Origin of the sequence: Streptomyces sp. DvalAA-14 (assembly GCF_900091855.1) — a bacterium.
Taxonomy (GTDB): Bacteria; Actinomycetota; Actinomycetes; order Streptomycetales; family Streptomycetaceae; genus Actinacidiphila.
In genome coordinates, this window is record NZ_FMCH01000184.1 from 1 (window position 1) to 12,449 (window position 12,449).

General features: G+C 70.1%; 7 protein-coding genes. 6 read left to right on the top strand and 1 reads right to left on the bottom strand.

Annotated features, from left to right (window positions below; genetic code table 11):
• Positions 1-418 precede the first annotated feature (418 nt).
• From GA0115240_RS08950 to GA0115240_RS08960, 3 genes are all read left to right on the top strand, one after another.
• Positions 419-1,057, top strand: a complete 639-nt coding sequence (locus GA0115240_RS08950) for a PadR family transcriptional regulator (protein WP_093736121.1) — start codon at positions 419-421, stop codon at positions 1,055-1,057.
• A 23-nt stretch (positions 1,058-1,080) separates the two neighbouring features.
• The gene (locus GA0115240_RS08955; protein ID WP_093736122.1) at positions 1,081-2,163 is read left to right on the top strand and encodes an inositol-3-phosphate synthase; all 1,083 of its coding nucleotides are present in this window, start codon (positions 1,081-1,083) and stop codon (positions 2,161-2,163) included.
• Positions 2,164-2,256: 93 nt separating this feature from the next.
• Positions 2,257-3,555: an MFS transporter gene (locus GA0115240_RS08960; protein ID WP_093736123.1), complete on the top strand. Its 1,299-nt coding sequence runs from the start codon at positions 2,257-2,259 to the stop codon at positions 3,553-3,555.
• A 180-nt stretch (positions 3,556-3,735) separates the two neighbouring features.
• Here the strand turns inward: GA0115240_RS08960 and GA0115240_RS08965 are convergent, their stop codons facing one another.
• Positions 3,736-5,172 (bottom strand): CCA tRNA nucleotidyltransferase, encoded by a 1,437-nt coding sequence (locus GA0115240_RS08965; RefSeq protein ID WP_093736124.1) that lies wholly within the window; start codon positions 5,170-5,172, stop codon positions 3,736-3,738.
• 229 nt (positions 5,173-5,401) lie between these two features.
• On the opposite strand from GA0115240_RS08965, the gene GA0115240_RS08970 reads away from it, so the two are divergent.
• The 3 genes from GA0115240_RS08970 (at position 5,402) to GA0115240_RS08980 (ending at position 12,431) form a co-directional block, all read left to right on the top strand.
• Positions 5,402-7,786: a DUF6049 family protein gene (locus GA0115240_RS08970; protein WP_093736125.1), complete on the top strand. Its 2,385-nt coding sequence runs from the start codon at positions 5,402-5,404 to the stop codon at positions 7,784-7,786.
• A gap of 26 nt (positions 7,787-7,812) precedes the next feature.
• Positions 7,813-10,377 carry a murein biosynthesis integral membrane protein MurJ gene (murJ, locus tag GA0115240_RS08975; protein WP_093736126.1) on the top strand — a complete coding sequence of 855 codons (2,565 nt, stop codon included), beginning with the start codon at positions 7,813-7,815 and terminating at the stop codon, positions 10,375-10,377.
• A 140-nt stretch (positions 10,378-10,517) separates the two neighbouring features.
• The gene (locus GA0115240_RS08980) at positions 10,518-12,431 is read left to right on the top strand and encodes a protein kinase family protein (protein WP_093736127.1); all 1,914 of its coding nucleotides are present in this window, start codon (positions 10,518-10,520) and stop codon (positions 12,429-12,431) included.
• The last annotated feature ends 18 nt before the right edge of the window (positions 12,432-12,449 follow it).

Consider the following 12,449-nt stretch of genomic DNA (forward strand, 5'->3'; position numbering starts at 1 on the left):
GGCGGCGGCTTGCGACGGTGCTCGCTCATGAACAGCTACTCCTCGACAGGCGGGATGGCCTGAAGGCAACGATGACATTCGGGTCGGTCCCCCTGCGTGCGACTGGGTCAGGTCGCACCGCACCGAGGATCAAGACGCGTGCGGGCGTCCCAGGGTTCCCCGTGCTTCGCATGCCGAACAGAGTACGCACGCTCAAAAGGCTCGGGACACGAACGTTCATCGCATATCGGACAGTTGGGGACTCACAGATTCGCCGATGTGACGCCGCTCACCGCAACTCGCCTTGCGTGATGTGTCGGGCCGTTCTATCGTCACGATGTATCGGCTCGATACATCGGGCTGAGACACTGTCAACACGGTAGCCGGACCGGGACGGGCGGCAGCAGGCCGCTCGGTACGCGGACGAGGGGACGAGGGATTGAGCAAGCGCTCGGGAATCCTCGAATTCGCGATTCTCGGACTGCTTCGGGAGTCTCCGATGCACGGCTACGAGCTGCGCAAGCGGCTCAACACCTCGCTCGGGGTGTTCCGCGCCTTCAGTTACGGGACGCTGTATCCCTGTCTGAAGACGCTGGTCATCCAGGGCTGGCTGATCGAGGAGACGGCGGCGGACAGCGATCCGCCCGCCGCTCCCCTCGCCGGCCGCCGGGCGAAGATCGTCTACCGGCTGACGGCCGCGGGCAAGGAGCACTTCGAGGAGCTGCTCGCCCACTCCGGCCCCGACGCCTGGGAGGACGAGCACTTCGCCGCCCGTTTCGCCTTCTTCGGCCAGACGTCGAAAGACGTCAGGATGCGTGTCCTGGAAGGGCGGCGCAGCCGTCTGGAGGAGCGCCTGGAGAAGATGCGTGCCTCCTTGGCACGCACCCGCGAACGGCTCGACGACTACACGCTCGAGCTGCAGCGGCACGGCATGGAATCGGTGGAGCGCGAAGTCCGCTGGCTCAATGAGCTGATCGAGACCGAGCGGACCGGACGCGTCGAGCGGCCCTCCGCCGAGCACGAGCACGACAACAACCAAGAGAACGGCGGCCGACCCGGGGACCGGGGAACCGCGTGACGATCAAACAGGGAGCAACCGGTATGGGTTCGGTTCGCGTAGCCATCGTTGGCGTAGGCAACTGCGCCACGTCGCTGGTGCAGGGTGTCGAGTACTACAAGGACGCCGACCCGGACGGCAAGGTGCCTGGTCTCATGCACGTGCAGTTCGGTGACTACCACGTGCGTGACGTCGAGTTCGTCGCCGCCTTCGACGTCGACGCGAAGAAGGTCGGTCTCGACCTCGCGGACGCCATCGGTGCCAGCGAGAACAACACCATCAAGATTGCCGATGTGCCGCAGACCGGTGTGACCGTGCAGCGCGGCCACACCCTCGACGGCCTCGGCAAGTACTACCGCGAGACCATCGAGGAGTCCGACGAGACCCCGGTCGACATCGTCGAGATCCTCCGGGACCGCGCGGTCGACGTCCTCGTCTGCTACCTGCCGGTCGGCTCCGAGGACGCGGCGAAGTTCTACGCCCAGTGCGCCATTGACGCCAAGGTCGCCTTCGTCAACGCCCTCCCGGTCTTCATCGCCGGCACCAAGGAGTGGGCGGACAAGTTCACCGAGGCCGGTGTGCCGATCGTCGGTGACGACATCAAGTCCCAGGTGGGCGCGACCATCACGCACCGCGTGCTGGCCAAGCTCTTCGAGGACCGCGGTGTCGTGCTGGAGCGCACCATGCAGCTGAACGTCGGCGGCAACATGGACTTCAAGAACATGCTGGAGCGCGAGCGCCTGGAGTCCAAGAAGATCTCCAAGACGCAGGCCGTCACCTCGCAGATCCGCGACCGCGACCTGGGCGCCAAGAACGTCCACATCGGCCCGTCGGACTACGTCCAGTGGCTCGACGACCGCAAGTGGGCCTACGTCCGGCTCGAAGGCCGCGCCTTCGGCGACGTCCCGCTGAACCTGGAGTACAAGCTCGAGGTCTGGGACTCCCCGAACTCGGCCGGCGTCATCATCGACGCGGTGCGTGCCGCGAAGATCGCCAAGGACCGCGGCATCGGCGGCCCGATCCTGTCGGCGTCCTCGTACTTCATGAAGTCCCCGCCGGTGCAGTACTTCGACGACGAGGCCCGCGACAACGTGGAGAAGTTCATCCGCGGCGAGGTCGAGCGCTGATCAGCGGATTCCGCATGATCTGTTGATTCCGGCACAGGTGAAAGGCCCCGGGGTGCTTCCCCGGGGCCTTCCCTGTCGTGTGAGGCTGGTCCCATGTCCGTTGCGCGCGATCTGCGGGTCCTGCTGAGGCTGCCCGACTTCAGACGGCTGCTGGTGGTGCGCCTGCTGTCCCAGCTCTCCGACGGCGTCTTCCAGGTCGCGCTCGCCGCCTACGTGGTCTTCTCCCCCGAACAGCAGGCATCGCCGGGCGCGGTGGCCTCCGCGATGGCCGTACTGCTGCTGCCCTACTCGCTGTTCGGGCCGTTCACCGGGGTGCTGCTGGACCGCTGGCGGTGCCGGCAGGTGCTGCTCTACTGCAATCTGCTGCGCGCGCTCCTGTCCTGCGGCACCGCCGCGCTGATCCTGCTGCATGTGCCGGCCTGGCTGTTCTATCTGTCCGCGCTGTCCGTCACCGGCGTCAACCGTTTCGTGCTGGCCGGACTGTCCGCCGCGCTGCCCCGGGTGGTGGACACCGAACGGCTGGTGACCGCCAACTCGCTCACACCCACCGCGGGCACCCTCGCGGCAACGGTCGGCGGCGGCGCGGCCTTCCTGGTGCACCTGTTCCTTCCTTCGGGCGCCGGCGCGAACGCGGCCACCGTGCTGCTCGGCGGCGCGCTGTACCTGTGCGCCGGACTGTCCGCCCTCACCCTCGGCCGCGAACTGCTGGGGCCGGACCTGCTGGACAACGGCCCACGGCTCGGCGCCGCCCTCGCCTCCACCGCCCGCGGACTCGCCGACGGCCTGGCGTATCTGCGGCAGCGCCCCGCCGCCCGGCAGGCGCTGTCCGCGATGACAGCCATGCGGTTCTGCTACGGCGCGCTCACCGTCACCTTGCTGATGCTCTGCCGCTACGCCTGGTCCGACCCGTCCGACAGCGACGCCGGACTGGCACTGCTGGGTCTCGCGGTCGGCATCTCGGCCGCCGGATTTTTCGCGGCGGCGGTCATCACCTCCTGGGCCACCGCCCGCTTCGGCGCCGCGGGCTGGATCACCGGCTGCTCGGCGGCCTCGGCGGTCCTGCTGCCCCCGCTCGCGCTGACCTTCACCCCGGCTCCGATGATGCTGGCCGCCTTCGCGCTCGGCGTCACCACGCAGGGGGCGAAGATAGCGACCGACACCGTGGTGCAGACCCGGATCGCGGACGGCTACCGAGGTCGGGTCTTCTCGCTCTACGACGTCGCCTTCAATGTCGCCTTCGTCGGCGCGGCGGCGGTCGCGGCGCTGGTACTGCCACCGGACGGCCGGTCCGCCGCGCTGATCATCGCGCTGTCCCTCATCTACGCCGCCGTCGCGGTCACCGTCATCCGGGTCGAGAGGCTGACGCCGGACAACGCGGGTCTGCGCACGTAGGGGCCGGACCGTGCGAAGAGGGCCCGTTGTTCCACGTGGAACAACGGGCCCTCTTCGCGGGCTTCACGGCCTTCGCGGGCTTCGTGGGCTTTGCGGCTCGGAGCGCCGCGTGCCGGCGATGTTCCACGTGGAACATCGACCCGTGTTCCACGTGGAACATCGCAACCGCCGAGGCCGGGCTCAGCCCTGCTCCGACCACCACTTCCTGAGGGCCTCGGTCGCCGCCTCCTCGCCCAGGGGGCCGTTCTCCAGCCGCAGCTCCAGCAGATACTGGTAGGCCTTCCCGACCGCCGGACCGGGCGGAACCGCCAGGATCGCCATGATCTGGTTGCCGTCGAGGTCCGGGCGGATCGCGTTCAGCTCCTCCTTTTCCCGGAGCTCCGCGATCCGCTCCTCCAGGCCGTCGTAGGTACGGGACAGTGCCTCGGCCTTGCGCTTGTTGCGCGTCGTGCAGTCGGAACGGGTCAGCTTGTGCAGCCGCTCCAGCAGCGGCCCGGCGTCCCGCACGTACCGGCGCACCGCGGAGTCGGTCCACTCGCCGCTGCCGTAGCCGTGAAAGCGCAGGTGCAGCTCGACCAGCCGGGAGACGTCCTTGATCTGGTCATTGGGGTACTTCAGCTGCGTCATCCTGGTCTTGGTCATCTTGGCTCCCACCATTTCGTGGTGGTGGAAGGAGACCCGGCCGTCCTGCTCGAAGCGCCGGGTCCTCGGCTTTCCGATGTCGTGCAGCAGCGCGGCCACCCGCAGGATCAGGTCGGGGCCGTCCGTCTCCAGGTCGATGGCCTGCTCCAGCACGGTCAGGCTGTGCTCGTAGACGTCCTTGTGCCGGAAGTGCTCGTCCAGCTCCAGCCGCAGCGCCGACAGCTCGGGCAGCACCCGGTCGGCCAGCCCGGTGTCCACCAGCAGCCGCAGCCCCTTGATGGGGTGGTCGGACAGGATCAGCTTGTTCAGCTCGTCGCGGATCCGCTCGGCCGAGACGATGCCGATCCGGTCGGCCATCTCCGTCATCGCGGCGACCACCTCGGGCGCGACCGTGAAGTCCAACTGGGCGGCGAACCTGGCCGCTCGCAGCATCCGCAGCGGGTCGTCGGAGAAGGACGCCTCGGGCGTACCAGGGGTGCGCAGTGTGCGGGCCGCCAGATCCCCCCGGCCGCCGTAGGGGTCGATGAAGGCGCCGCCGGGCAGCGCGACCGCCATCGCGTTCACCGTGAAGTCGCGGCGGACCAGGTCGTCCTCGATGCTGTCGCCGTAGGAGACCTCGGGCTTGCGCGAGGTGCGGTCGTATGACTCCGAGCGGTACGTGGTGATCTCGATCTGGAAGCTCCGCCCGGCGGGCCCGGCCTCGTCCTTGCGGGCGCCGACGGTGCCGAAGGCGATGCCGACCTCCCACACCGCGTCCGCCCAGGGCCGGAGGATCTTCAGCACCTGCTCGGGCCGCGCGTCGGTGGTGAAGTCGAGATCGTGCCCCAGCCGGCCCAGCAAGGTGTCCCGGACCGATCCGCCGACAAGGGCGAGCTGGAAGCCTGCGTCACGGAAGCGCCGGCCGAGATCCTCGGCTACGGGCTCGACCTCGTGAGGGGTCTGCTGGGTCTGGGCGGCATTGTTGGCATTCGGCACAACGCAAAAGGGTACGGGTCCGCAGCGGCCCCCGGCGCCGGGATTTCCCGCGCTGCCGCATGCTGGACTCCGCAGCACTTTGCCACAGCGCCGCTCGTTAACATGCCAGCACGCACATCCGACGGACGAGCGACGACCGACGACGACGAGGGACGGCGAACGCGTGGGCGAGGCGGCACAGGCACTCGGAAGAGCCCCGTGGGACCGACGACGGCGACTGCCGCGGTTCATGGCGCTCCTGACCGGGGCCGCCCTCCTCACAGGGCTCCTGCAAGGCGTCCAGGCGACCGGCTCGCAGGCGCGGACGCCGACCGGCTCCCACACCGCCGCACTGAGCCTGAACGGCCTGGAGCCCGCCGTACCGGCCTCGGACGGCTCACTGACCGTCTCCGGCACCGTGGTGAACAACAGCAGGTCCGAGATCACCGACGCGCACATCGGCGTGCGACTGGGCAGCGGCGGCCCGCTGGGCACCCGCAGCGCGGTGAAGGACGTCCTCAACCGCGGCGGCTACAACTCCGACCTGGACGGCTCGGCCGACATCGACGGGCACACCGCGCACGTCGAGAACCTCGGCGCCGGACTCACCACCGCCTTCAGCCTCAAGATCCCGGTGAGCGCCCTCGGGCTCGGCAGCAGCGGCGTCTACCAGCTGTCCGTCACCCTCGACGGCCAGACCGCGCCCGAGCCCTACCAGCACGTGCTCGGCATCGCCCGGACCTTCCTGCCCTGGTATCAGCAGGGGGACGCCAAGCCGACCCGGATCAGTTATCTGTGGCCGCTGATCGACAAGCCGCACATCGCGCCGCAGGGCGACAGCGACTCCCAGCAGAGCCCGATCTTCCTCGACGACAAGCTCGCCGACGAGCTCAAGCCCGGCGGCCGGCTCCAGGAGATGGTGGACCTGGCCAAGGACCTGCCGGTCACCTGGGTCGTCGACCCCGATCTGCTCGCGTCGGTGGAGGCGATGACGAAGCCCTACCGCGTGGTGGCCGAGGAGGACGCCTCCGGGCACATCGTCAGGACCACCCTCGGCACCGGCACCGCCGACGCCAAGAACTGGCTGAACGCCCTGCGTACCGCCGTCTCGGGTGCCCCCCAGGTGATCTCGCTGCCCTTCGGCGACACCGACATCGCCTCGCTCGCGCACCACGCCGCCACGACCGGTGCCGACGCGCAGCACGGCGCCGGCCCTCTCAAGGCCGTGGACCGCGTCAAGACCGGGCTCAGCCTCGGAAAGATCACCACCGACACGATCCTCGGAGTGAAGTCCGACGCCAATGTCGCCTGGCCGGTGAACGGCGCCATAGACCCGTCCATCGTGTCGGTGGCCCGCAACAGCGGAGCGAGCCGGATCATCGCCCGCAGCGACACCTTCTCCGACGGGGCGGTCGGCTACACACCGTCGGCGCCCCGGCCGATCGGCGGCGGCACCACCGCGGTGGTCGCCGACGCCTCGCTGTCCAACGCCTTCAGCGGCAACATGCTCTACGCCGGCGCCGCGCAGGCCGCGGTGCAGAACTTCGTCGCCCAGACGCTGCTGATCACCATGCAGGCCCCGCAGCGGCAACGGGACGTGCTGGTCGCCCCGCAGCGGACGCCGTCGGTCTCGCAGGCGCAGGCGATGGCGGCCGCGATCACCCAGGTCGTCGACAACAGTTCCTGGGCCGAGACCGTGTCCTTCAACGACGCCGCCAAGTCGACCCCGGACCCCAAGGCATCCCACAAGGTGCCCTCCGCCGCCGCCTACCCGAAGTCACTGCGCCGGCAGGAGCTGTCCGCGCCGTACTTCGGCAAGCTCGGCGGGACGCAGGCCGAGCTCAACGGCTTCGTGGGGATTCTCACCATCAAGGACCGGGTGACGGTTCCGTTCAGCAACGCGATGCTGCGGGCGATGTCCACCGGCTGGCGGCTCGCACCGCAGGGCGCCACCGACCCCGCCGATCCCACCGACCGCACCAGCGCCGTCGGCTTCCGCAACTCGATCAACGAGTACCTCGGGGAGCTGATGGGGGCGGTCCATGTCCTGAAGAAGACCCCGCTGACGCTGTCCGGCCGCAGCGGCACCATCCCGGTGACCGTGAAGAACGACCTCGGCCAGCCCATCACCGGGCTGACCCTGCGGCTGACCTCCGACTCCCACATCCGGCTGAAGATCAAGAATCCGCTGCAGCCGATCACCGTCGACGGCGGACACAGCCGTACTCTGAAGTTCCAGACCACGGCCACCGCGAACGGCAAGGTCGGGATCACCGCTAGCCTCTACACCGCGAACGGTGCCCTGTACGGCTCGAAGGACGACGCGGTCACCTTCAACATCAAGATCACCAAGGTCACCGACCTGGTGATGCTGATCATCGCGGCAGGACTTCTGCTGCTGGTGCTCGCGGGGGTCCGGATCTACCGTCAGCGCAAGCGCCAGGCCGCTGCCGACGGCGGTGACGGCGGTTCCGAGGGCGGTTCCGGGAAAACGAGCGGCGCCGGCGGAAGCGGCGGGGACGAGGGCGACGGTGAGATGCAAGGCGCCGGAGCGGGGCAGCCGGGTGACCCTGCGGCTGACACCTCACCGCAAAGTCCGGAGCCGTCGTCAACAGGTGAGAAGGTGGACGGATAGCCGGCGGACAATAAGGTGGGGCACTGATGAACGCGCCGTATGACGGTGATCGCGACTCTGCGGGCCAGATGCCTCCCCAGCCCGAGCAGCGTCCCGCTCCACCCGACCCCTATGTGCAGAACACCTACGCCTACGACCCCTACCAGCAGCAGGGGCCCACAGCGCAGGACCCGGTGGACGAGGCCCTCTACGACCGGGCCGCGCACCCACCGCCGCCGCCCGAGCCGGACGGCGGCCAGCACTGGCAGCGCTCCGGCTACCCGCAGATGCCCTACGGCGACAACGCGGCCACCCAGTACGTAGGAGTGGACGACCTCGTCAGCCGGGCGGGCCAGGAGCAGCAGCCGGAAGACCCGTACGCCCATCTCTTCCGCGAGCAGGGTGCCGGCGGCGCTCCGGCGCAGCCCCAGGACCCTCGGCAGCCGGACCCGCGGCAGCACCAGCAGCCGCACCAGCAGCCGCAGCAGCCGGATCCGCGGCAGAACTACGGCCAGCAGCCCCCGCAGCAGCCGTACCCCGACCAGGGGGGCTATCCGCAGCAGCAGTACCCGCCCCAGCAGGGTTACCAGCAGCCGCAACAGCAGCAGCCGTACGGCTACCCGCAGGCGTATCCGCAGGCGCCCGCGGACAACACGGGCACGGGTTTCTCGGAGCCGACCTACCAGGAGCCGGCCTACGGGCAGAGCGTCTACCAGACCGGCCAGTTCCCCGCCTACGTGGACCCGCAGTGGAACGAGACCCAGTACGGGCAGGGCGCCCACGGGTACGGGCAACAGGGCTACGACCCGCGGTACGGCTACCCGTACCAGCAGCCTCAGGGGCAGCAGCCGGGCGGGCCCGGCGGCCCGGCCGGCCCGGTGGGTCCGCCCGCCGGGCCCGCTGTCGGGACAGCCGCCGAGGCACCGCTGGACGCGACCGCCGCGGTGCCCGTCGCCGCCCCCGCCACCAGTGGCGGGCGGGCCGGCAGTGTCCTGAAGTCCAGCGCCCTGATGGCGGCGGGCACCCTGGTCTCCCGCGTCACCGGCTTCGTCCGCACGCTGGTGATCGCCGCCGCGATCGGTGTCGCCACCCTCGGCGACTCCTACGCGGTGGCCAACGTACTGCCGACGATGATCTACATCCTCACCATCGGCGGCGGCCTCAACTCCGTCTTCGTCCCGCAGCTCGTCCGCGCGATGAAGGACGACGACGACGGCGGCCAGGCGTACGCCAACCGGCTGCTCACCGTCGTGATGGTGCTGCTCGGCGGCATCGTGGCGGTCACCGTGATCGCGGCGCCGCTGCTGGTCCGGCTGATGTCGGCGAAGATCGCCGACAATCCCGACACCTACAACGTGGCGATCACCTTCGCCCGCTACTGCCTGCCGACCATCTTCTTCATGGGCGTGCACGTGGTGATGGGCCAGGTGCTCAACGCCCGCGGCCGCTTCGGCGCGATGATGTGGACGCCGGTCCTGAACAACATCGTGGTGATCTTCACCTTCCTGATGTTCATCTGGGTCTACGGCTCCTACAGCACCACGCGGATGGACGCCACCACCATCACCCCGGAAGGCGCCCGGCTGCTGGGGCTGGGCACACTGCTCGGCCTGGTCGTGCAGTCACTGGCGATGCTGCCCTACCTGCGGGACGCCGGCTTCAAGTTCCGGCCCCGGTTCGACTGGCGCGGGCACGGCCTGGGCAAGGCCGCCAAGCTCGCCAAGTGGACCTTCTTCTTCGTCCTGGCCAATCAGGCCGGCCTGATCGTCGTCACCCAGCTGGCCACCTGGGCGGGCTCCAACGCCGACAAGGACGGCTACCAGGGCACCGGCATCACCGCCTACAACAACGCGCTGCTGATCTGGCAGATGCCGCAGGCCATCATCACCGTCTCGGTGATGGCGGCGGTCCTGCCGCGGATCTCCCGGGCCGCCGCCGACGGGGACGTCACCGCCGTCCGCGACGACATCTCCTACGGCCTGCGCACCTCGGCGGTGGCCATGGTGCCGGCCGGCTTCGCCTTCCTCGCCCTCGGCGTGCCGATGTGCGGACTGCTCTACGCCAGTACCGGCGCCGATTCCGCCATGAACATCGGCTTCATCCTGATGGCCTTCGGCGTGGGCCTGATCCCCTTCTCGGTGCAGTACGTGATCCTGCGCGGCTTCTACGCCTTCGAGGACACCCGCACCCCCTTCTACAACACGGTGATCGTGGCCGCCGTCAACGCGGCGGCCGCCGGTATCTGCTTCCTGGTGCTGCCGGCCCGCTGGGCCGTGGTCGGCATGGGCTTCGCCTACGGCCTCGCCTACGCGGTCGGCGTCGGAGTGGCCGCCAAGCGGCTGCGCGGCCGTCTCAACGGCGACCTGGACGGGCGGCGGGTGATCCGGACCTACGCCCGGCTGGTCGGTGCCTGCATCCCGGCCGCGGCCGTGGCCGGAGTCGCGGTCTACATCGTCCGGGGCGCGCTCGGCACCGGCGCGGTCGGATCCTTCGCGGCCCTCCTGGTCGGCGGTGTGCTGCTGCTCGGTCTGTTCGTCGTCGCCGCCAAGCGGATGAGGATCGAGGAGATGACCGCGATGATCGGTATGGTGCGGGGCCGCCTCGGACGCTGATCCCGGCGGCGAACCACCCCGAGCGCGCTGCCGCGCAACCATCACGGCCCTCTGTGTGTCGTGCATAGCGGTGGAGTGCGGGCACAATTGTCTTCGGCTGGACGTGAGATCGCGCAATGGATGGGGAGGCAGGAACGACGGTGGCGGATCGGAGCACGGCCGCCGTCGGAGTGGCCAATGAGGGCGGCGAGACGCCGCCTGTCGCGCAACTGGGCGACGCCACATCCGGCGGAACGACGACTGATGACCAGACCGACGGCACAACCGACGGCGCCGCGGCCTCGGCCGCGGCGGAGGAGCAGCCGACCACCGTCCTGCTCGCCGCGGACGCGGCGACCGGCGACAACACCCGGGCCGCCGCGCCCGACACCGACACCCCCGGCGAAGCCGGGCCGGACCGCGTGAACACCGCCGGCGGACCCGACAAGCCCGCCGCCGCACTGGCCGAAGGCGAAACCGAAGCCGAAGCCGAAGCCGAAGTCAAAGCCGCGACCGCGACCGGCGGCGCCGCGCACCCCGTGCGTCCCGCCGCCCGCAGCACACCGCCGGAACTGCACAGCGGTCACAAGCTGGCCCGCCGCTACCAGTTGGCGGAATGCGTGACCCGGGTGGACGGCTTCAGCAGCTGGCGCGCGGTGGACGAGAAGCTCCGCCGCGCGGTCGGCATCCACATCCTGCCCGCCGACCACGCACGCGCCCGCCAGGTGATGGCAGCGGCCCGTTCCGCCGCTCTGCTCGGCGACGCGCGCTTCGTCCAAGTCCTCGACGCCGTCGAGGAGAACGACCTGGTGTACGTCATCCACGAGTGGCTGCCCGACGCCACCTCGCTGGCCGACCTGCTGATCGCCGGTCCGCTGGAGCCCCACGAGGCGTACCAGATGGCCAGTCAGGTATCCCAGGGCATGGCGGCCGCGCACCGCGAGGGACTGGCGCATCTGCGCCTCGACCCGGGCGCGGTACTGCGGACGGTCTCCGGGCAGTACCGCATCCGCGGGCTGGCCGTCGCCGCCGCGCTGCGCGGGCTCAACTCGGAGGGGCCCCAGCGGCAGGACACCGAGGCGATCGGTGCGCTGCTCTACGCCTCCTTGACCCAGCGCTGGCCCTACGAGGAGGACGCGCACGGCCTCACCGGCCTGCCCAAGGGCGTCGGCCTGGTCGCACCCGACCAGGTCCGGGCGGGCATCCACCGGGGTCTGTCCGAGGTCGCCATGCGCGCGCTGGTGAACGACGGCGCGACCGCCTCCCGGGAGGAGCCGCCCTGCACCACCCCGGAGGAGCTGGCTAAGGCCATCGCGGGCGTCCCCCGGATCCGGCCGCCGGAGCATGCCGCGCCAGTGTACCGGCCCGCCGCTTTCCAGCAGCCGCCCCCGGCGCCCGGCCGCCCGGCCCGGGCGCCGCTGAACGCGCCCGAAGTACTGCCTCCCGCGCTGCCCGGCCGTACCGGCAAGGCACTGAAGTGGGCTGTCGCCGTGCTGGTGATCGTGGCGATCGGCCTGGGCAGCTGGCAGCTGGCGGACGCGCTGCAGTCCAACGAGAACCGGTCCGGGAGCACCCCGCCGGCCGGCCAGAACGGCGGCGGTCAGCAGCAGGCCGCCCGGCCCGCGGTCGGTCCGGTCGCCATCGTCCGCGGCAAGGACTTCGACCCGCAGGGCAGCAACGGCGAGAACCCCACCCAGGTGCCGAAGGCGTTCGACAAGGACCCGTCCACCTTCTGGCAGACCCAGAACTATTTGGGCCGACCCGACTTCGGGGGGCTCAAGTCCGGCGTCGGAATCATCTTGGACCTGGGCAGCGCCCACAACGTCAGCGCGGTGAAGGTCGGCTTCCTGGGGGACACCTCGGTCCAGCTGATGGCGGCCTCCGCGGGCACCACCACGATGCCCACCGATCTCGGTGCGTTCTCGAAGGTGGCCGGCGGGGACGGCACCGAGGTGACCCTGAAACCCGGTGCCAAGCTGACCTCGCGCTTCCTGCTGGTATGGCTGACCAAGCTGCCGCTGACGGATGACGGCCAGTACCGCGGCAAGGTCACCGAGATCAGCGTCACGGGCTGAGCGCACGGCGGACGGGGG